This window comes from Caballeronia sp. PC1 (assembly GCF_021353155.1).
In the GTDB taxonomy this organism is placed as follows: Bacteria; Pseudomonadota; Gammaproteobacteria; order Burkholderiales; family Burkholderiaceae; genus Caballeronia; species Caballeronia cordobensis.
Window position 1 is genome coordinate 1,033,829 of the sequence record NZ_JAJUBH010000002.1, and the last position, 20,713, is coordinate 1,054,541.

Sequence of the window (20,713 nt, forward strand, 5' to 3'; positions counted from 1 at the left end):
TGATGGTCCATCATTCGCTTGGGCGCGCGGATTGCGCGCGCGAAGGCGACTCAAGGGAGCAGAAAGATGGGACTTCTCGTCGATGGGACATGGCAGGACAAGTGGTACGACACGTCGTCCACGGGCGGGCGCTTCGTGCGCAAGGACGCCGCGTTTCGCAACCAGGTCACGGCGGACGGCGAAAGCGGCTTCAGGGCGGAGGCGGGGCGTTATCACCTGTACGTGAGCCTCGCGTGCCCGTGGGCGCATCGCACGCTCATCATGCGCGCGCTGAAGGGGCTGGACGCGATGATCGACGTATCGGTCGTCAACTGGCTGATGCTGGAAAACGGCTGGACTTTCGACGACGGCCCGGGTGTCGCGCCCGATACGATCAACGGCGCGCGCTATCTGCACGAGGTCTACACCGCCGCCGACGCGCGCTACAGCGGGCGCGTCACCGTGCCGATCCTGTGGGACAAGATGCGCGGGACGATCGTCAACAACGAGTCGTCGGAAATCATTCGGATGCTGAATTCGGCGTTCGACGGCATTGGCGCGAAACCGGGCGATTACTATCCGCCCGACCTGCGTGAAGAAATCGACGCGCTCAACGCGCGCATCTACGACACGGTCAACAACGGCGTCTACAAGGCGGGCTTCGCGACGACGCAAGCTGCCTACGTAGAAGCGGTCATGCCGCTTTTCGACACGCTCGACATGCTCGAAGAACGGCTGGAGACGCGCCGCTACCTCACGGGCGAGCGCTTCACGGAAGCGGACATCCGGCTCTTCACGACGCTCGTGCGCTTCGACGCCGTGTATGTCGGCCACTTCAAGTGCAATCTGCGGCGCATTGCGGACTATCCGAATCTGTCGAGATACCTGCTCGAGATCTACCGCATGCCGGGCATCGCCGCGACGGTGAATTTCGAGCACATCAAGGGGCATTACTACCAGAGCCACCGCACGATCAATCCGACGGGCATCGTGCCCGCCGGACCGGTGCTCGATTTTGCCGCCTAGTCGTACTGATACACGCCGCGCTTCGTCTTGCGCCCGAGGCGTCCCGCCGCGACCAGCTCGCGCAACAGCGGGCACGCGCGGTACTTGGAATCGCCGAAGTCCTTGAGGAACACGTCCATCACGGAAAGGCACACGTCGAGGCCGATCAGGTCCGCGAGCGCGAGCGGGCCGATCGGATGATTCGCGCCGAGCTTCATGCCCGCGTCGATTTCCTCCGCGCTCGCAACGCCTTCATAGAGCACGTAGAACGCCTCGTTGATCATCGGCACGAGAATGCGGTTGACGACGAAGCCTGGCGAGTTGCGCACGCCGATCGGCGATTTACCGACCTTTTCGGTGAGCTCGCGCACGGCGGCGGCGGTTTCGTCGCTCGTCTGCACGCCGCGGATGACTTCGACGAGCGGCAGGAGCGGCACCGGATTGAAGAAGTGCATGCCGATGAAGCGCTCCGGCGTGGCGAGCGTCGCCGCGAGCGCGGTGATCGAGATCGACGACGTGTTCGACGCGATGATCGCATCGGACCGCGCGGCTTCTTCGATCTGCTTCAGGATGCGGTTCTTGAGTTCCGCGTTCTCGGTCGCGGCTTCGATGACGATGTCGGCCTCCGCGAGGCGCGCGTAGTCGGTCGAGGTCTCGATGCGCTTCAATGCGGCGTCGCGCGCGGCGGCCTCCAGCTTGTCCTTCGACACGAGCCGCTCCAGGCTGCCCGTCAGCGTTTTGACGCCCTTCGCGAGCGCGGCGTCGGTGACGTCGATCAGCACGACCCTGAAGCCCGCGACGGCCGCGACCTGCGCGATGCCGTTGCCCATGGTTCCCGCACCGACGATGCCGACGGTCTGAATCTTCATGCTGTGCTCCTCCTCAATCTGCGCCGGCGCGAGCGGCCGGCAAACCGGAAATGGTCGAATGCGCGTAGCCGCGATTCCGAAAGAACGATTCTACCCAGCGACGGGGGCCGCGACGTTACCCGAAAGCCGTCAAATCCTTGGGCGCGATGCCGTTTGCATGACAAAAGGCAGCGTAACGGTCCCAGCCGCTCTTCCAGTTCTCGGCGGCGAGCACCCGGTCGCTGTCGTCCACGAAAAGCAGTTCGCCCTGAATGATATTGAGCGTGACGATATCCGCGCCACCCGAATCCGGTGGTAAGGCCTCCGGCGTGTGGCTCGATCCCGCCGTTTCGTACACGACGCTGCCCGGCCTCGCGATCCAATCGTGCTCGCGATACTTCCAGCTTCCCGCGACCGTGTAGACGATCACCGTGCCCGTATGCCGATGCCGCGGCATCTGGCCTTTGGCCGGCGCCTTGATCAGCGCGACGACTTCGCCGCGGATGGGATCGAGCTTGAAATACTTGACGAGCACGCGCTCGCTGTATGGCGTGAACGGCACCCACGGCAGGTCGGCGTCGTTGAGGCAGGTGGTGTGGATCTGTTCGAACAGCATGATGTCGGCTCCTTGCATTCAGCAGTGCATTGTAGGCAGCGCGGCGCATGTCGAACATCGGCTGAATGGACAACCCGGGACGAGCCCTGCCGACCAAGCCGGATCGCGCGGTATCTGCTATCGTCCACGCCATGCCAACCATCATCACCGTTTCCAACCTGTCCAAGACCTACGGGTCGGGCTTCCGCGCGCTTCGGGACGTGAATCTGGAGATCCGGCGCGGCGAAATTTTCGCGCTGCTCGGCCCGAACGGGGCGGGCAAGACCACGCTCATCAGCACCGTCTGCGGCATCGTGAATCCGAGCGAGGGCGCCGTCACCGTCGCCGGGCACGATATCGTCAAGGATTATCGCGCCGCGCGCGAGATGATCGGCCTCGTGCCGCAGGAACTGACTACCGACGCCTTCGAGACCGTCTGGGCGACCGTGTCGTTTAGCCGCGGGCTGTTCGGGCGGCCGAAGAACCCGGCGTACATCGAGAAAGTGCTGAAGTCGCTGTCGCTGTGGGCGAAGAAGGATAACAAGATCATGACGCTTTCGGGCGGCATGAAGCGGCGCGTGCTGATCGCGAAGGCGCTCGCGCACGAGCCGGAGATTCTCTTTCTCGACGAGCCCACCGCGGGCGTCGATGTCGAATTGCGCCGCGACATGTGGGGCCTCGTGCGCGAACTGCAGAGCAACGGCGTGACCATCATCCTGACGACGCATTACATCGAGGAAGCGGAGGAGATGGCGGACCGCATCGGCGTGATCAATCGCGGCGAGATCGTGCTCGTCGAGGAAAAGCGCGAGCTCATGCGCAAGCTCGGGCAGAAAAAGCTCACTCTGCAGCTCGAGAATCCGCTCGCCGACATTCCCGCGCCGCTCGCGCCTTACGGGCTCGCGCGCTCCGCGGACGGCAACGAGCTCACCTATACGTATGACGCGCACGACGAACCTGGCCGCATCATCGCGCTGTTGCGGCACGTGGACGAAGCCGGCGTGCGTTTCAAGGATCTGCAAACGACGCAAAGCTCGCTCGAAGACATCTTCGTGAGCCTCGTCAGGGAAGCCAAATGAATCTATACGCCGTTCGCGCGATCTACCGTTTCGAGATGGCGCGCGCCGGGCGCACGCTGATGCAGAGCATCGTGTCGCCGGTCATTTCCACGTCGCTTTATTTCGTCGTGTTCGGCGCGGCCATCGGCTCGCGCATTCCGGAAGTGGACGGCATCAGCTACGGCGCGTTCATCGTGCCCGGCCTCGTCATGCTGTCGCTGCTCACGCAAAGCATCGCGAATGCGTCCTTCGGCATCTATTTTCCGAAGTTCACCGGCACGATCTACGAGCTGCTGTCCGCGCCGGTGTCGTACTTCGAGCTGGTCGTGAGCTACGTGGGCGCGGCCGCGACCAAATCCGTCATTCTCGGGCTGATCATTCTTCTGACGGCAGGACTCTTCGTGCCGCTCAGAATCGACCATCCCGTCTGGATGATCGTGTTTCTGCTGCTCACCTCCGTGACGTTCAGCCTGCTAGGGTTCATCATCGGCATCTGGGCGGACGGTTTCGAGAAGCTGCAGATCATTCCGCTTCTGATCGTCACGCCGCTCACGTTTCTCGGCGGCAGCTTCTATTCGATCAACATCCTGCCGCCGTTCTGGAAGACCGTGGCGCTGTTCAACCCGGTCGTGTATCTGATCAGCGGCTTTCGCTGGAGCTTTTACGGGCTCGCCGATGTCGAAGTCGGCGTGAGTTTCGGCATGACGCTGGTGTTTCTGGCCGTATTCATCGCGATCGTCGCGTGGATTTTCCGGACCGGATACCGGCTCAAATCATAAGGCGGCGCGCCTCGCGCGGCGGCCGGGCATGAGGGCGTTCATCGGATGAAAATCATGAAACGCACGAAGCGCAATTTCCTCGATGCGATGGCGGCCGCGTTCGCCGGCGGTCCGGCCCATGCGGCGCCTGCCCGGCCGTACGAAATCGATCACGGCAGCGCCGGCTGGCGGCGACGCCTGTCCTCCGAGCAATATCGCGTGCTCAGGCGCGGCGGTACCGAGCCGCCGTTCGCGAGCCCGCTGCTCAAGGAAGGCCGCGACGGTGTCTACGCGTGCGCCGGATGCGGCCTGGCGATGTTCTCATCGGCGACGAAATTCGAGAGCGGCACCGGCTGGCCGAGTTTCTGGAAACCGCTCGACGGCGCCGTCGCGATGCACGCGGAGGCGACCGGCCACATGCGCAACGAGGTGCATTGCCGGCGGTGCGGCGGTCATCTCGGCCATGTCTTCGACGACGGCCCGAAGCCCACGGGCCTGCGCTACTGCATGAACGGCGCGGCGCTCGAATTCCGGCCCGACAGCCCGCAATAATCCATTCCTCTTCCGGCTTTCCTATGAACGCACCCGAACTCAAGCTCGATGCCGCGAAGACGGCGCTCGTGCTGATCGATTTGCAGAAGGGCATCGCCGCCTTGCCCGTGCAGCCTCACGACGCCGCGAGCGTGCTTGCCAACGCGCGCGCGCTCGCCGACCGTTTCCGCGAGCTCGGCGCGCCGGTCGTGCTCGTGAAAGTGGCGTTTCCGAACGCGCCGGGCGGCCTGCGCCCGATCACCGACGCGGGGCAGGCGCAGGAAACGCCGGAGCCCGCGGGCTGGAGCGAGCTATGCGCGGAACTCGGCGCAGAGGCGTCGGATATCGTCGTCACCAAGCGGCAGTGGGGCGCGTTTTACGGCACGGACCTCGATTCGCATCTGCGCCGGCGCGGCATCGATACGATCGTGCTGGGCGGCATCGCGACGGCGATCGGCGTCGATACGACCGCGCGCGGCGCGCATGAGCGCGGCTACGAGCAGATCTTCGTCGAAGACGCGATGAGCGACCTGCGCGCCGACACGCACGAATCCACGCTCCGCGCCATTTTTCCGCGCATCGGCCGGATCCGTTCGACGCAGCAGGTGCTGGCGGCGCTGGCATAGCGGCGCGCGTCGCCTATGCTGTAGCGTACGTCTCATATCGACGGACGCGGGAGGTGCGGCGATGGCGGCGATTCCCAAAGTAGCGATCGCGTGTCAGGGCGGCGGCAGCCATGCGGCGTTCGCCGCGGGCGTGCTGGACCGGCTCTTGAGCGGCGAATGCTTCGGCCGCTTCGAGCTCGTCGCGCTGTCGGGAACCTCGGGCGGCGCGATGTGCAGCGCGCTTGCGTGGGCGGGCTTGCTGCTGGGCGGCCCCGCCGACGCCAGACGGCGCCTCGCCGCCTTCTGGAAGGATCTGGAGGCGCGCGAAGGGCCGGATATCGTCGCCAACGCGCTCGGCACCTGGTACGCGCGGCTGCCCGTCAATGCCGAAATTAGCCCTTATCTGTATCCGCCCGTCGCCGAGGAGCGCCTGCGCGAGCTGCTCGACCGGCATCTGCCGTTCGCGTCTTTGCCTGCGGCGCCGGAGCAGCGCGCGAAACCCACACTGCTGGTCGGCGCGACCGACGTGCGCACGGGCGACCGCGTGATCTTTCCCGGCGACAGGCTCGATCAGGACCAACTGGTGGCATCGGCCGCGGTGCCGCCGCTGTATCGCGCGGTCGCGGCGGACGGGCGCATGTGCTGGGACGGCCTCTTCAGCAGCAACCCGCCCGTGCGCGAGTTCACCGATTTCGCGAAGGACATGCGACCCGACGAAATATGGGTAGTGCAGATCAATCCGCAGCATCGCCGGGAATTGCCCGAGTCGATGAACGAGATCATCGACCGGCGCAACGAGCTCGCGGGCAATCTCGCGCTCGGTCAGGAGTTGTACTTCACGACGCGCGTCAATGAATGGCTCAAGACCGATGCATCGCTCGCACAACGTTACAAGCCGATCAAGGTTCGCGTCGTGCAGATGCATCTCGACGCGAAGGATTATCCCGGGCCGCTCGACTATGCGTCGAAGCTCGATCGCAATCCCGCGCTGCTGCATGCGCTGATCCGCAAGGGCCGCGAGCGCGCGGAATGGTTTTTCGACGCGCGCTCGGACTGGCCGAGAGAAGGCACCGCTCCGCACAAGAGCGTCTACGCGACGACGCCCGCGGCGGTGTCGCCGAAGCGCTAGCGTCACCTTGTCAGTAGGCAAGCACCAACGCGTCTGCCACAAAATTTCGCGCGCTTGCGTCATACGAATGGCGGATTCGTCGGCACAATCCTATCCTTCGATTTGCATGACAAACGGCACGAAGGAAAAATCATGAACACGAAGACACTGGGACGCATGCTTGCGGCTTCACTGATCGCGCTATACGGCACCCACGCGATGGCGGACCGCGCCGCATCGTCCATCGAAGGGCAGATGGTCGTGCAGGTCATCGGCGAGGTGAAGGCGGTCGATGCGAGCGCGCATCGTGTCACGGTCGTGAACGCACAAGGCGTCTCGACGCAATTGAATGTGAGCCCGGCCATGCAAGACCTCGACAAGCTGCCGCTCGGCACGCGCATCAAGAGTTCGGCGCTTCAACCCGTGACGCTGACACCCGTCGGGCATGCGCCGCTCCAGCAGGCCATCCCCGGCGACAAGCGTTTCGTTGCGCAAGTGACGAGCGTCGACGCCGCCACGGGCGTCGTCATGCTGAAGGACGCCGACAATGTGCCGATCGAGGTACGCGCGCGCGATGCGCGTCAGGCGGGCACGCTTGCAAGCGGCGCGACGGTCCGGGTCGATACCTTGAACAACCGCCCGACGCCATCACAAAAGTAGCCATAATCGGCGTGGCTCTTTAGGACAATTCTGATGGTCCCGCTTTTTCGGCTCAATTAATTTTGTATCACTCACTGGCGGGGCCCCGCCCGTCATGTCGAGCGCGTCCGTTCATCCCCTTGTCCGGACGCAGCGCTTTCCCCCGAGCGCACAGGACGTGCGTCGCAATCGCGGCGCGCGTCCTTTTTTTATGCCGTCGCCCGCGTCATGCCGGCGTCGACGGAACCAGCCGGACCCGCGTGATTTCGGACGGCGCGCCCAGACGCTTCGGCGGTCCCCAATAGCCGGTGCCGCGGCTCGTGTAGACCCACAGTCCACCCACCTTTTCGAGCCCCGCGACGAACGGTTGCTGCAGGCGCACGAAGAAATTCCACGGCAGAAACTGGCCGCCGTGCGTGTGTCCCGAAAGCTGCAAGGTGAAACCCGCTTCGGCCGCCGCGGCGGCGCTGCGCGGCTGATGCGCGAGCAGCACGCGCACGGCAGCGGAGGCCGGCGCGCCGCTGATCGCCTTCGCCGGATCGCTGCGATGTGCGGGATCGAAGCTGCCCGCGCTGTAATCGGTGACGCCCGCCACCACGGCTTGCGCGCCGTCGTGGTTCAGCACCACATGCTGATTGAGCAGCACGTTCAGCCCCAGGCGGCGAAATTCGGCAATCCACTTGTCCGCGCCCGAGTAGTACTCGTGATTCCCGGTGACGAGAAACGCGCCGTGCCGCGCGGAGAGACCCGCGAGCGGGCGCGTGTGGTCGGCGAGATTGGGCACGGTGCCATCGACGACATCGCCCGTCACGGCGATCAGATCCGGTTCGAGCCCGTTCACCGCCGCGACGATGCGCTCCACGTAGTGACGCTTGATCGTCGGCCCGACGTGAATATCGCTGATCTGCACGATGGTGAAGCCATCGAGCGCGGCCGGCAGGTCGTCGATGGGCACATCCACGCTGACGACCGGCGCGCGCCGGCGCGCATTATAGAAGCCGATCGCGGAGAACAGCACGGCGAGCATGGGCACGGCGAGCGCGCTGTACGCCACGAGCCGCGGCGAACCGACGGGCACGCCACGCAGCCAGTCGAGAAGATGCACGAAGAAGAGCATCACGTCGCGCGCGAAGGTCAGAAGAAGCAGCGAGGAGAAAAAGCCGAGCGCGGTGAGCCCGAACCAGGCGAGGCGATCGGCGAGCGACGGCGGTTCGATCTGACGCGCCGCCATGCCGAGCGGAATGAGAATGACCGACGCCGCGAGCAGCACCGCCGCCAGCGCCTTGAGCGGCACGCCGACGGGCGCGTCCGGAATGAGCCGCACGCCGACGTAGAGATGAAAAAGAATGCCGATGCCGATGAAGCGGAGAAAGAAAGCCGAGCGTCGCATAGCGCCCCAGAGAGGATCGAAGAAGCGGCAAGAAGGCGCATCAAGGACGGCTGCGCCAGAGTCAGAGCCGATTCTACCCGGTAGGAAAAGTCCGCGCCGCCGGTGCACCGATGCGGCGCATCGGCTGGATTGCAACAAATTGACCGGTATTTGGACTTTTACATGTGTAGGGCGGTATAAATCCTCCGTTTTTGTTTCTGTAATCGCATTGTCAATCTCAAAAATTAGCAATGCAAATCTAAATAGAGGGAAAGCATGAACATGAAACTGCGCGCAATGTCCATCCTGGCAATAACCGCGATGGCAGCATCGACCGGTTCCGCGTTCGCACAGAGCGATGCGCTCGCGAAGACGGCCGAACAAGTCGCGATGTCGGAGAATCCGGTTCATCTCCAGTCGGTCATCAAAGGCATCGACACGGCCAACCGTGTGCTGATGCTGCAGGACCAGAACGGCGACGTCATGTTGCCGGTGGGTAAGCAAGCCACGAATTTCGACAAGCTGAAGGTCGGCGACATCGTGGACGTGTATTACAAGAATGCGCTGCTGATGGACATCAGCAAATCGACGGCGGCCGATAAGAGCGACCGCGCTCGCGTCGACACGACCGTGGTTGCGCCCGCTTCGGGGGCGAACGTCGTCGCCGGTTTCGATGCGGTGCGCCAGGTCGAAGTGCTCGCGACGGTCGTGAAGGTCGATGCGGCGAAGCGCACGATCACGCTGCGCGGCCCGCTGCACATCATGAGTCTCGATATCGCGAAAGACGTCGACGTGAGCAAGCTGAAGAACGGCGACAAGGTTCACGCGGTGTACGTGGCAGCGATGGCGGTCAAGGTGACGCCGCCCGCGGCGACTGCTTCGAATTAAGACGCGCGCGCTGTCTTAGGCAGAATGGCCTCGGCATGTCGAATGCCGAGGCCTTTTCTTTGGGCGATCAAACAGCCATGCACAGATACTTGATGACGACGTAATCGTCGATGCCGTAGTGCGAGCCTTCACGGCCGAGGCCCGATTGCTTCACGCCGCCGAACGGCGCCACTTCGTTGGAGATCAGTCCCGTGTTGATGCCGACCATGCCGTATTCGAGCGCTTCGGCCACGCGCCAGATGCGGCCGATGTCGCGGCTATAGAAGTACGCGGCGAGGCCGAACTCGGTGTCGTTGGCGAGGCGCACGACTTCATCGTCGGACGAGAACTTGAAGATCGGTGCGAGCGGACCGAAGGTTTCTTCCTTCGCCACTTTCATTTCGGGTGTGACGCCTGTCAGCACGGTCGGCTCGAAGAAGCCGTGACCCAGCGCGTGACGCTTGCCGCCCGACGCGAGCGACGCGCCTTTTGCGAGCGCGTCCTCGATATGCGACTCGACCTTCTGCACGGCCGCTTCGTTGATGAGCGGGCCGAGCAGCACGCCGCTTTCCGTGCCGCGCCCGACCTTGAGCCCTTTGACCGCCGCCGCCATCTTGTGCGCGAAAGCATCGTAGACGCGCTCGTGCACGAAGAAGCGGTTCGTGCAGACGCAGGTCTGGCCGCTGTTGCGATATTTCGACGCGACCGCGCCTTCCACGGCGGCGTCGAGATCGGCGTCGTCGAACACGATGAACGGTGCGTTGCCGCCGAGTTCCAGCGTCACCTTCTTGACCGTCGGCGCGCTTTGCGCCATCAGCAGGCGGCCGACCGCGGTCGAGCCGGTGAACGACAGCTTGCGCACGATCGGATTGCTCGTCATTTCGCCGCCGATCGCTTTCGGGTCGCCGGTCACGATGCTGAGCACGCCCTTCGGAATGCCGGCGCGTTCGGCTAGCACGGCGAGCGCGAGCGCGGAAAAGGGCGTGGCTTCGGCGGGCTTCACGACGATCGGGCAACCCGCCGCGAGCGCGGGTCCCACCTTGCGCGTGATCATCGCGGCGGGGAAGTTCCACGGCGTGATGGCGGCACAGACGCCGATCGGCTCCTTCGTCACGACGATGCGCTTGTCGGCGGCGGGCGAGGCGAGGGTATCGCCGGCGACGCGCTTGCCTTCCTCCGCGAACCATTCGATGAACGATGCCGCGTAGGCGATTTCGCCCTTTGCTTCGGCGAGCGGCTTGCCTTGTTCGGTGGTGAGGATGAGCGCGAGATCGTCGGCGTTTTCCGTCATCAGGTCGAACCAGCGGCGCAGGATGATGGCGCGTTCCTTTGCCGTTTTCTTGCGCCAGGCGGGCCAGGCGGTGTTGGCGGCTTCGATCGCGCGTTTTGTTTCGCTTGCGCCCATGAGGGGGACGGTGCCTAGCGATTCGCCGGTGGCCGGGTTCGTGATGGCGAAGGTTTTTCCGTCGCTGGATTGTTGCCATTCGCCGGCGATGTAGGCTTCGTGGCGCAGGAGGGTTGGGTCTTGGAGGTGCATTTTTTTGCCTTTTGGGCGGTGGGGGTGGGGTTTGCGTTTGCGTTTGCGTTTGCTTTGTTGCCGGATCCCGTATTCGTGTTGGTTTATTAGCACTGCCCCTCCCCGGGGCGGGGGTAACTTTCTTTGCTGCTGCAAAGAAAGTCACCAAAGAAAGCAGCTCTCTCACCGCCCGCGGTCACACGCAGTTTGGCCACTTTTCTCCTCGGGGAACGGCCCTCGCCTAAGTGTCGCCCTCGAAGGCCCCATCGGGCTTGGATCGCGCACGGTCCGTCACATCGCGCCACTTAATTCATTGGTACAGCCATTTCAAGCTCCAGCCCGCTTCGCGGCCGATGGGTCAATCGCGCGCGCGTGCGTAACGATGTTTTCCCCTGCATACCCCACGGCAGCGCGCAGCGCTGTGCCGAAGCTATTTCGTGCTGCACCAGCGCGCTTAGAGTTATGGGTTGTCAGACCGTGCGCGATCCAAGCCCGATTGGGCCTATGGGGGCACTCGTTAGGCGAGGGCCGTTCCCCGAGGAGAAGAATGCCCAACGTGCGTGTGACCGCGGGCGGTGAGAAGCTGCTTTCTTTGCCTACTTTCTTTGCAGCAGCAAAGAAAGTAGGTGCCGCCCCGCACAGGGGCAGTGCTAATAAACCAACGCGAAAACGGGATCCGGCGAAAACGGGATCCGGCGAAAAAAAATCAAACCGCCACGCCAACACTCTCCATCAAAACCTCTTCAAGAATCCCCAAAGCCTCATCGAAAACCTGATCCTGAATCGTGAGCGGAAACAAGAACCGAACGACGTTCGAATACACCCCACACACGAGCAGCAACAACCCGCGCTCCAGCGCGCGCGTCTGCACGTACTTGGCAAAGGCAGCATCCGCATCATTGGAACCCGGCGTGCAGAACTCGACCGCGATCATCGCGCCAGGCCCGCGCACATCCGCGATCTGCGGCACATCGCGCCTGAGCGATTCGAGTTTCGCCTTGAGCTTGTCGCCCAGCACGACAGCGCGTTCGCACAGTGCTTCCTCGTCGATGATGTCGAGCACCGCGTGCGCCGCCGCCACCGCCAGCGGATTGCCCGCATACGTGCCGCCGAGACCGCCGGGGGCCGCCGCGTCCATGATGTCCGCGCGCCCGACGACGCCCGACAGCGGCATGCCGCCCGCCAGCGACTTCGCAATCGTCATCAGATCGGGGACGACATCGTAGTGCTCCATCGCGAAAAGCTTGCCGGTACGCGCGAAGCCGGTCTGCACTTCATCGGCGATGAGCAGAATGCCAAGCTCGTCGCAAATCCTGCGCAGGCCGCGCACGAATTCGACCGGCGCCGGATTAAAGCCGCCTTCGCCCTGCACGGGTTCGAAGATGATCGCCGCGACGCGCGTTGGGTCGATATCGGCCTTGAACAGATGCTCGAGCGCACGCAGCGAATCGTCCACCGACACGCCGTGCAGCGCATTGGGAAACGGCGCGTGAAACACGTCCGACGGGAATGGCCCGAAGCCGATCTTGTACGGCATGACCTTGCCGGTCAGCGCCATGCCCATCAGCGTGCGGCCGTGAAAGCCGCCCGTGAAGGCAATCACGCCCGGACGGCCCGTTGCGACTCGCGCGATCTTCACCGCGTTCTCGACGGCTTCCGCGCCGGTCGTGAAAAACGCGGTCTTGTTCGGATACGTGGACGGCGCGCGCGCGGAAATCTTTTCCGCGAGCGACACATACGATTCGTACGGCACGATCTGATACGCGGTGTGCGTGAAACAGTCGAGCTGCGCGCGGATCGCCTCGACGATCTTCGGATGACGATGCCCCGTGTTGCACACCGCGATGCCCGCCGCGAAATCGATGAAGCGCCGGCCCTCGACGTCCCACAGTTCCGCGTTCTCGGCCCGCGCCGCGTAGAAATCGCACATCACGCCGACGCCGCGCGGGGTCGCGGCATTTTTGCGGGCTTGCAGGGCGGCGTTCTTCAGATTGCTGGTCACGGCGGGATTCTCCTTGAAGCGGTAGCGGATGGGTCGGCGAGGCCGAATCGAACACAGTGACGACTATAGTAAGATTTGGCCCTTAAGTTCAGAGCCATTTCAATAAATCTATAGGAGCCAATCGATGTCCACGCGCGCAAGTGTGCTTTCGGACTGGCTCGCGCAGCGCATCGACCGCACGAACGGCCAGCCGATCTACCGGCAACTGCATCGGCTTTTGCAGCAGGCGATCCTCACGCGGGAGCTGGCGGCGGGCGCAAAAGTGCCGTCGTCGAGGCTCCTTGCGACGGAACTCGGTGTCGGGCGCAACACGGTCACGCAGGTGTACGAGCAACTGGCGCTCGAAGGCTACGTGTCGTCGGCGACGGGGCGCGGCACGTTCGTCGCGGACAGCGCGCCCGACGACATCCTCTTCGACGACGCGCCCACGGCCGAAAGCACGCGCGCCGCGGCGCAATCGACGCTCTCCGCGCGCGGGTCGCGGCTGATCGCGGGCGCGGGCGTGTCCAGGCGCCAGGGCGGCGCGTTCATGCCGGGCGTGCCCGACGTGTCGCGGTTTCCGTCGCGCGTGTGGAACCGGCTGCACGCGAAATACTGGCGCAAGCCGGTCCCGGAGCTTCTGACCTACGCGCCCGGCGGCGGCCACGCGGGCCTGCGCCACGCGCTCGCGGACTATCTGCGCACGTCGCGCTCGGTGCGCTGCACGCCGGAACAGATCGTCGTGACGACCGGCATCCATCAGTCGATCGATCTCGCCGCGCGCCTCCTCGCGGATGCCGGCGACACGATCTGGACCGAAGATCCGTGCTACTGGGGCGTGCGCAGCGTGCTGCAGGTGTCGGGGCTCGATCTCAAGGCGATTCCCGTCGACGCCGAAGGCATCGCGCCCGCCCCCGCCGATCTGGCCGCGCCGCCCCGGCTGATGCTCGTCACGCCGTCGCATCAGTATCCGCTGGGCATGGTGATGAGCCTCGCGCGCCGCCGCATGCTGCTCGAATATGCGCGCCAGCATCGCTGCTGGATCGTCGAGGACGACTACGACAGCGAGTTCCGCTACGGCAGCCGCCCGCTCGCGTCGCTGCAGGGCATGGACACGGCCGGCCAGGTGATCTATGTCGGTAGCTTCGGCAAGACGCTGTTTCCAGGGCTGCGCATCGGCTATGTGGTCGTGCCGGAGGCGCTCGCGGAGAGCTTCGCCACGGCGAGCGCCGAGCTCTATCGCGAAGGGCAGCTGCTGCAGCAGGCGGTGCTCGCGGAATTCATCGGAGAAGGGCATTTCACGTCGCATATCCGGCGCATGCGCGCGCTCTACAGCCAGCGGCGTGACACGATGCTCGCGACGATCGCGCAGCGCTACGGCGACACGCTCGCCATCGCGGGCGGGGATGCCGGGCTACATCTCGTGCTGAAGCTGCCGCGACACGTCGACGATCGCGCGCTCGCCGCCGCCGCGCTCGAAGAGAACATTGTGGTGCGGCCGCTGTCGGGGTATTACGCGCATCGGCTGGACGCGGAATCGGGCTTGCTGATCGGCTATGCCTGCGTGCCGGACGAGGATATCGCGCCGGCTTTCGAGAAACTCGCCGGCGTCATCGACCGCTTTTTGCGCTGATTTTGCCAATTCGACCGAAATTTCGCGCGAACACTGGAAACGCGCGCGCATGTGGAGGATCATGTGCGCCGTTTTCCCTGTACCGCATCGAGGGCTTTTTCATGACGACCGCTTCATCCGACCGACCCTTCACCGTCATTGCCGATCTGTCCGACGACGCGCCCGCGTTGCGCGAGATTCGCCACGACATCCACCGCCATCCGGAACTCTCGTACGAAGAGACGCGCACCGCGGCGCTCGTCGCCGAGCGGCTCGAAGACTGGGGCTGGGCGGTGACGCGCGGCGTCGGCGGCACGGGCGTCGTCGGCACGCTGAAAGCGGGCGGCGGTGCGAAAAGTATCGGCCTACGCGCGGACATGGACGCGTTGCCGATCATCGAGCAGAGCGGCAAGCCCTGGGCGAGCGAGACGCACGGCAAGATGCACGCATGCGGCCACGACGGCCACACGACGATGCTGCTTGGCGCCGCGCGCCATCTCGCGCGCACGCGGCGCTTCAACGGCACGGTGCATCTGTACTTTCAGCCGGCGGAAGAGCACGGCGTGCCGAGCGGCGCGCAGCAGATGATCAAGGAAGGGCTCTTCGAGCGTTTTCATTGCGACGCCGTGTTCGGCGTGCACAACCATCCGGGCGCGCAGCCGGGCACGTTCCTGTTTCGCAAGGGGCCGTTCATGGCGGCGGGAGATCAGGTGTCGATCGCGATCGAGGGCGTCGGCGGGCACGCGGCGCGTCCGCATCTGTGCGTCGATCCGGTGGTCGTGACGGCGAGCATCGTGATGGCGCTGCAGACGATCGTCGCGCGCAATGTCGATCCGGCGCAGCCGGCGGTCGTCACCGTCGGCTCGATGCACGCGGGCACGGTCAACAACGTCATTCCGAACCGCGCGACGCTCGAACTCTCGGTGCGTTCGTTCAGCCCGCAAACGCGTGAACTGCTCAAGCGCCGCATCAAGGAACTGGTCGAAGCGCAGGCCGCGAGCTACGGCGCGAAGGCCACGGTCACGTATCTGGAAGGCTATCCGGTCGTCGTGAATTCCGACGCCGAAACGGAGTTCGCGATTCAGGTGGCGCGCGAGCTGGTGGGCGAGGAGAATGTCGTCGCGCACGCGGATCTGCTGATGGGCAGCGAGGATTTCGCGTTCATGCTGCAGGAACGGCCGGGCTCGTTCCTGCGCATCGGCAACGGCGCGGGTGAGGACGGCTGCATGGTCCACAACCCGCATTACGATTTCAACGACAAGAATCTGCCGGTGGGGGCGGCTTATTGGGCGCGGCTGGTGGAGCGGTTCCTCGCGTGATCGAAGCCCTCACGCCGGCAACCTGAAACTCCCGATCGCCTCGCGCAGCACGTCCACCTGATCCTTCAGCGAATGCGCGGCGGCGGCGGCCTCCTCGACGAGCGCGGCGTTCTGCTGCGTCACTTGATCCATCTCCACGACCGCGCGGTTCACCTGTTCGATGCCCGCGCTTTGCTCGCGCGATGCGTGGCTGATCTCGTCGAGAATCTCGTTGACGCGGCGCACCGACTGCACGATCTCGGTCATCGTCGCGCCGGCGTTCGACACGAGCGATGCGCCTTGCTCCACCGTCTGCGTCGAAGTCTCGATGAGCGCCTTGATTTCCTTCGCCGCCGTCGCCGAGCGCTGCGCGAGGCTGCGCACTTCCGCCGCGACGACCGCGAAGCCGCGTCCCTGTTCGCCCGCGCGCGCCGCCTCGACCGCTGCGTTCAAAGCAAGAATGTTCGTCTGGAAGGCGATGCCGTCGATCACGCCGATGATGTCGCCGATCTGCTGCGAACTCGCCGTGATGCGCGTCATCGTGTCGATCACGTCATCGACGACGCCGCTGCCGCGCGTCGCCACGTCCGCCGCCTGTTCCGCGAGACGCGCCGCCTGCGCCGCGCTTTCGGCGTTGTTCTTCACGTTGGCGGTCATCTGGTCCATGCTCGACGCGGTCTGCACGAGCGCCGCCGCCTGCTCCTCGGTGCGCTGCGACAGGTCGGTATTGCCCGCGGCGATTTCCGACGCGCCCACGTTGATGTTTTCCGTGCCGTTGCGCACGCGCCCGACCGTTTCCACGAGCCCGCGCTGCATCACGCTGAGCGCGTGCAACAGGCTGGTCGTGTCGTTCGGCTGCACGTCGACGGCGGCGGTCAGGTCGCCCTGCGCGATGCGATGCGCCGCGCCGACCGCGAGCTCCAGCTCGCCGCCGAGATTGCGCTTGATGCTGCGCAGGACGATCAGCATCGCCGCCGTCGCGATGCCGCCGAGCAGCGCCGTGATCGCGAGCCAGCGCAGCGCGCTCGCGTAGAACGCGCTCTGCACGTCGTCCATGTACATGCCGGTGACGAGATACCAGTCCCACTGCGCGAAGCGCTGGGAATACGAGAGCTTGCCGACCGGCTTGTCGCTGCCCGGCTTGGGCCACAGATAGCTGACGAAGCCGCCGCCGGGCTGATCGCCCGCCTTCACGATATCGACGAACAGGCGATTGCCCGCCGGGTCCGTGTACGTCGACAGATCCTGCCCGACCATGCCGGGCTTGATCGGATGCATCACCATCTTCGGACGCGAATCGTTGATGGAGAGATAGCCGTCCGTGCCGTAGCGGATCGCGCCGACCACTTCGAGCGCGCGCTTTTTCGCTTCTTCTTCGGTGATCGTCTTGTTCGCCGCGAGCGCCGCGTAATGCGCCGTGATCGCGTGCGCCTCGTTGACGAGGGTCTTCAACTGCTCCTTGCGGTCGTCGATCATCGACGTCCGGTTCTGCCACGCCCCGATGATCCCGATCGCGATCAAGCCGATCCACAGCACGGCGATCAGCGAGCCGAGCTTTTTGTTCAACGTCATTCTGTTCATAGTGCGCCCGTCGCCTTTTGCGTTGTCTATACCTTGTGCGACGGCGCATGCCGCCGCATGTCCGCTTTACGGCAGGCGGCGCGGCGGGTTGTAGGGCGGGAATTCCCGGATGACCGGGCGGGCGTTTCTTCAGATCAAAGGCGCCGGATCGGGTCCTTGTCCGGCGGCGCGTCGGGATGCTGCGGCTCGTCCGGCCGATGCCCCGGCGACGGCGGCCTGAACGGATCGGATTCCGGGTCGCGGTTCGGGTCCGCGATGGGATCCGGAATGGGCGTGGTCTGCATGTCGAAGTTCATGATGTCCCCCGAAAGGTGATTCGGCGCTATGCGGACTCGTGCGCCGCGGGCATGTGCAGCGTGAACGGCTCGCCCGGATGCGCGTCGCCGGTGTTCGAGAGCGCGGCGCGCGCGCGGGCGGCGATCGCGTCGCTGCCGGTGTCGCGCGGAAGCTCGTCGAGCGCGATATGCGGTGTGCCGAGCGCGCGGGCCGCGCCGATGGGCGAGGACGCGGCGGCGTCGTCGGAGACCAGCAGGCGCGCGTTGGCGATGAGGCGCGGCAAGGTGCGCGGCGCGACCGCGCCCGCGAGAAAGAGCGCGGCCGTCTGCATCGCGCCGAGGACGCCGGCGGTGCGCTCGGGATCGGGCGCGTCGCCGACGATCGCGATCTGCCAGCCGTCCGCGGCGAGCTGGTCGGCGACATCGGCGTAACGCTCGGCGGGCCACGCGGGCGCATCGCGATGGCTGCCCGGATGGATCAGCACCAGGCGTTCGCGCTCGATACCGTGGAACGCGGCGAGCGCGTCGTAATCGGCATCGGACGGCGCGCCGGCGTTCGCGCACGGCATGGCGCTCGGCTCGTCCGGGACGAGCGCGGGCGCGAATTCGTCGCTCAAGCTGGAAAGGGGAGTGGCTCGCATCCTGGCTCCTGCAAGTGGCGTGGCCTCGTTTCGATGTCCGCGGATTCGCGAAGGGCCAGGCGCTTGGCAAGCACCCGCCGTGCCCGCATGGTTCACGGCCCGTCCGCATGGGGCGGCGCGCGCCCACGGAGACAGAATGCATCCCGGACCGTGACAGTTTGAGCGTCGATGACAGCATCTGTCACGTATTGAAGGAGCCGCGGCGGCGCTCGTCAAGGCGCGGCGATTTTCCGCGCCGATGTAAAAAGCCGCCGCCTCGCGATGCGGGGCGGCGGCTCGTTGCGCGGCCTGCGGGCAGCGCGGCGTTTCAGGTTTCCGCGTTGCCGTCGTCGGCGGGCAGCGTCTTCGGCGTGAACGCTTCGGCGCGGCGGCGGATGCCGTCGACTTCGCCGGTCACGAAGGTGCGCCGGTCGGCGGCGAGCGCTTCCTGATACGACACGCCTTCCGGCACGCGGTGTAGCAGCGCGCGCAATTCGCCCTGCGTGGTCTGCTCGACCGGCTCGTAGTCGTAAAGGCCAAGTTCGAGTTCGGCGCGCTCGTGCAGGATGAACAGGCACGACGCGAACACCGCGACGCCGAGCACTTCCTGCACGCCGAAGCGGAATTCGTGCGGCACCGGCGAGAACGGCAGCCACGCGATCAGCGCCGCGCCGGCGAGCGCCAGGGCGATCGTCGCTTTGAGCAGCAGTTGCAGGCGCGCGACGATGCGCTCGCGTTCGGTCTTCAATTGTCCCGCCGATTTCGGCACGAGCGCGATAAGCGATTGTTGACGACGGAGTTCTTCGAGCGGGAGAGCGGCCATATGGGTGTAGTCGGGACCATCGGTAAGCGCCAGGGCGGCGCGACACCGGTATAACGCGCGGCTTACAGGAACGTTGACGGCGCTTTCGACTTGTTTCGTCCTGTTGCTTCCTGTTTCATTTGGGCGCTTTTCGACGCGCTCGCTTTAGCGCGTACGGTCCGCAACCGGCGTGCGGATGGTCGCGATGCCGTCCGCGATCTGCTGCGCGAACACGAGCGCCTCGACGATCGTCCCGAAAACTTCCGTGCGCACTTTGTCGTCGGTGAGGCGCATCAGATACGACGGGTGATAGGTCGGCACGATGATGTGCCCCTTGTGCTCGATGGTCTTGCCTAGATACTCGGACAGCGCCGTGCGATGCCCCGTGAGCGCCTTCAACGCCGTTGCGCCGAGCGCGACGACGACCTTCGGCGCGATACGCTTCAGTTCTTCCTCGAGCCAGAAGCGGCAGGCCTCGCGCTCGCGCTGCGCGGGCGCGAGATGCGCGCGCTCCTCGCCGTGCGCTTCCCATTTGAAGTGCTTCACCGCGTTGGTCAGATAAAGCGATGCGCGGGGCAGCGCGGCCTCGGCGAGCGCCTCGTCGAGCAGCTTGCCCGCCGCGCCGACGAACGGCTTGCCCTCGCGGTCTTCCTGATCGCCCGGCTGCTCGCCGACCAGCATCACGCGCGCATCGGCGGGGCCGACGCCCGGCACGGCCTGCGTCGCGTTGCGCCAGAGCGCGCAGCGCTTGCACGCGTCGAGCGACGGCGGCTCCGTGAGCAGCGTGCCCTTGATCGGCTCCAGATCCGTGTTGATGGCCACTTCCATCTCGGACGGCACGTTGCGCGGATGGCGGTCGCGCCGCGAATACGGATCGGCGCGGGAAATCAGCGCGGGATCGGTGCGCGCGTTCTCCGGGCTTTTCCAGTAGCGCACCGGCATGTGCGACGCCATTTCGGCGGCGTTTTCCTGCGCGGGCGCGAAGGTGCTTTCGTAGTAAGCGAGCCAGAGCGCCTCGATGGCGTCGCCGCTCACCGCCTCGCCGCTCATTGCGGTGTCGCCGAAGTCCATCGGCTTTTCCTCCGGCTCGCTCGTGCGGTCCACGCGCAGGAGCGCGCCGTCCCAGAAGGCCGCGCCGTGCGGCGTGGCGATCATCCAGGTGGCGTTGCCCATGCGCGTGGCGAAGTGCATCGCGGCATGCTCCAGCAGGTCGTGCACCGGCTCGAACCAGCTGATGAACTCGGGCGGCCCGAGCGACGCGTCGCGATGACGAAAGCGCAGCACCTTGCGCATTTCGCGCTCCTCCGCCTCGACCGATTCGATCATGCGATGCAGCCGCAGGCCTTCCGCGTCTTGCGGCGACGCGATCGCGCGGTCGCCCTGCGTCCAGCGCCACAGCGCCCTGTAGAGAAACGGCCAGCGGTCCGGCGCGCGATAGCACGCCGCCGTTTCGAGCATGGCGAGGAATTCGCGCGCGATCTTGACCGGCTTCTTCGCGTTCGGGTCCACCGAGCCGGGCGCGGGCGGATCGATGGAGCCGAACACCGTTGCCGATGCGTCGGTTTCTCGCCAAAACACGTCTTCCGGCCGCACGCCTTCCATGAGCAGGTTGCGCGCTTCGGTACGCCAGGCAGCAAACGACGGATCGAGGATGACGCTTTTCATC

20 protein-coding genes are annotated in these 20,713 nt (G+C 65.3%); 10 read left to right on the plus strand and 10 right to left on the minus strand.

Features of this window, described 5'->3' with window-relative positions; translation table 11 throughout:
- The first annotated feature begins 66 nt into the window (after positions 1-66).
- Positions 67-1,005, plus strand: coding sequence for a glutathione S-transferase family protein (locus tag LY284_RS20755; RefSeq protein WP_233387811.1), 939 nt, complete (start codon positions 67-69; stop codon positions 1,003-1,005).
- Here the strand turns inward: LY284_RS20755 and LY284_RS20760 are convergent.
- Both LY284_RS20760 and LY284_RS20765 read right to left on the minus strand, forming a co-directional pair.
- The gene (locus tag LY284_RS20760; RefSeq protein WP_233387812.1) at positions 1,002-1,853 is read right to left on the minus strand and encodes a 3-hydroxybutyryl-CoA dehydrogenase; all 852 of its coding nucleotides are present in this window, start codon (positions 1,851-1,853) and stop codon (positions 1,002-1,004) included. The genes LY284_RS20755 and LY284_RS20760 overlap by 4 nt on opposite strands.
- A 115-nt stretch (positions 1,854-1,968) precedes the next feature.
- Positions 1,969-2,448 carry a 2,4'-dihydroxyacetophenone dioxygenase family protein gene (locus tag LY284_RS20765; protein WP_233387813.1) on the minus strand — a complete coding sequence of 160 codons (480 nt, stop codon included), beginning with the start codon at positions 2,446-2,448 and terminating at the stop codon, positions 1,969-1,971.
- A gap of 131 nt (positions 2,449-2,579) precedes the next feature.
- Here LY284_RS20765 and LY284_RS20770 point away from each other — a divergent pair, with 131 nt between their 5' ends.
- The 6 genes from LY284_RS20770 (at position 2,580) to LY284_RS20795 (ending at position 7,147) form a co-directional block, all read left to right on the plus strand.
- Complete coding sequence (locus LY284_RS20770; protein ID WP_014251250.1) at positions 2,580-3,506, plus strand: ABC transporter ATP-binding protein; 927 nt, start codon at positions 2,580-2,582, stop codon at positions 3,504-3,506.
- The gene (locus tag LY284_RS20775) at positions 3,503-4,264 is read left to right on the plus strand and encodes an ABC transporter permease (protein WP_014251249.1); all 762 of its coding nucleotides are present in this window, start codon (positions 3,503-3,505) and stop codon (positions 4,262-4,264) included. The genes LY284_RS20770 and LY284_RS20775 overlap by 4 nt, the downstream gene beginning before the upstream one ends.
- 45 nt (positions 4,265-4,309) lie before the next feature.
- The gene (msrB, locus tag LY284_RS20780; RefSeq protein WP_233387814.1) at positions 4,310-4,795 is read left to right on the plus strand and encodes a peptide-methionine (R)-S-oxide reductase MsrB; all 486 of its coding nucleotides are present in this window, start codon (positions 4,310-4,312) and stop codon (positions 4,793-4,795) included.
- A 23-nt stretch (positions 4,796-4,818) separates the two neighbouring features.
- On the plus strand, positions 4,819-5,400 hold the full coding sequence (locus LY284_RS20785) for a hydrolase (RefSeq protein WP_233387815.1): 582 nt from the start codon (positions 4,819-4,821) through the stop codon (positions 5,398-5,400).
- Positions 5,401-5,461: 61 nt separating this feature from the next.
- Positions 5,462-6,508, plus strand: a complete 1,047-nt coding sequence (locus LY284_RS20790) for a patatin-like phospholipase family protein (protein ID WP_233387816.1) — start codon at positions 5,462-5,464, stop codon at positions 6,506-6,508.
- 132 nt (positions 6,509-6,640) lie between these two features.
- Positions 6,641-7,147, plus strand: coding sequence for a hypothetical protein (locus LY284_RS20795; protein WP_233387817.1), 507 nt, complete (start codon positions 6,641-6,643; stop codon positions 7,145-7,147).
- A gap of 205 nt (positions 7,148-7,352) precedes the next feature.
- Here LY284_RS20795 and LY284_RS20800 read toward each other — a convergent pair whose 3' ends face one another.
- Positions 7,353-8,516, minus strand: a complete 1,164-nt coding sequence (locus LY284_RS20800) for a metallophosphoesterase (protein WP_233387818.1) — start codon at positions 8,514-8,516, stop codon at positions 7,353-7,355.
- A 255-nt stretch (positions 8,517-8,771) separates the two neighbouring features.
- On the opposite strand from LY284_RS20800, the gene LY284_RS20805 reads away from it, so the two are divergent.
- Positions 8,772-9,383 carry a hypothetical protein gene (locus tag LY284_RS20805; RefSeq protein WP_233387819.1) on the plus strand — a complete coding sequence of 204 codons (612 nt, stop codon included), beginning with the start codon at positions 8,772-8,774 and terminating at the stop codon, positions 9,381-9,383.
- 67 nt (positions 9,384-9,450) lie between these two features.
- Here the strand turns inward: LY284_RS20805 and LY284_RS20810 are convergent, their stop codons facing one another.
- On the minus strand, positions 9,451-10,899 hold the full coding sequence (locus tag LY284_RS20810; protein WP_233387820.1) for an NAD-dependent succinate-semialdehyde dehydrogenase: 1,449 nt from the start codon (positions 10,897-10,899) through the stop codon (positions 9,451-9,453).
- Between the two features lie 685 nt (positions 10,900-11,584).
- Positions 11,585-12,868 (minus strand): 4-aminobutyrate--2-oxoglutarate transaminase, encoded by a 1,284-nt coding sequence (gene gabT, locus LY284_RS20815; RefSeq protein ID WP_233388408.1) that lies wholly within the window; start codon positions 12,866-12,868, stop codon positions 11,585-11,587.
- Between the two features lie 136 nt (positions 12,869-13,004).
- Between gabT and LY284_RS20820 the strand changes: the two genes are divergently transcribed.
- Together LY284_RS20820 and LY284_RS20825 are read left to right on the plus strand one after the other, a co-directional pair.
- Positions 13,005-14,492, plus strand: coding sequence for a PLP-dependent aminotransferase family protein (locus LY284_RS20820; protein WP_233387821.1), 1,488 nt, complete (start codon positions 13,005-13,007; stop codon positions 14,490-14,492).
- A 101-nt stretch (positions 14,493-14,593) separates the two neighbouring features.
- The gene (locus LY284_RS20825) at positions 14,594-15,790 is read left to right on the plus strand and encodes a M20 aminoacylase family protein (protein ID WP_233387822.1); all 1,197 of its coding nucleotides are present in this window, start codon (positions 14,594-14,596) and stop codon (positions 15,788-15,790) included.
- A 9-nt stretch (positions 15,791-15,799) separates the two neighbouring features.
- On the opposite strand, the gene LY284_RS20830 is transcribed toward LY284_RS20825, so the two are convergent.
- The 5 genes from LY284_RS20830 to LY284_RS20850 all read right to left on the minus strand — a co-directional run bounded on the left by LY284_RS20830 (position 15,800) and on the right by LY284_RS20850 (position 20,712).
- Positions 15,800-17,341, minus strand: a complete 1,542-nt coding sequence (locus LY284_RS20830; RefSeq protein ID WP_233387823.1) for a methyl-accepting chemotaxis protein — start codon at positions 17,339-17,341, stop codon at positions 15,800-15,802.
- A gap of 143 nt (positions 17,342-17,484) precedes the next feature.
- Positions 17,485-17,646 (minus strand): hypothetical protein, encoded by a 162-nt coding sequence (locus tag LY284_RS20835; protein WP_167350998.1) that lies wholly within the window; start codon positions 17,644-17,646, stop codon positions 17,485-17,487.
- Positions 17,647-17,672: 26 nt separating this feature from the next.
- Positions 17,673-18,266: a glycosyltransferase family 9 protein gene (locus tag LY284_RS20840; RefSeq protein ID WP_233387824.1), complete on the minus strand. Its 594-nt coding sequence runs from the start codon at positions 18,264-18,266 to the stop codon at positions 17,673-17,675.
- Between the two features lie 307 nt (positions 18,267-18,573).
- On the minus strand, positions 18,574-19,068 hold the full coding sequence (locus tag LY284_RS20845) for a hypothetical protein (protein WP_053569323.1): 495 nt from the start codon (positions 19,066-19,068) through the stop codon (positions 18,574-18,576).
- Between the two features lie 144 nt (positions 19,069-19,212).
- Positions 19,213-20,712 carry a UdgX family uracil-DNA binding protein gene (locus LY284_RS20850; RefSeq protein WP_233387825.1) on the minus strand — a complete coding sequence of 500 codons (1,500 nt, stop codon included), beginning with the start codon at positions 20,710-20,712 and terminating at the stop codon, positions 19,213-19,215.
- Position 20,713 lies beyond the last annotated feature (1 nt).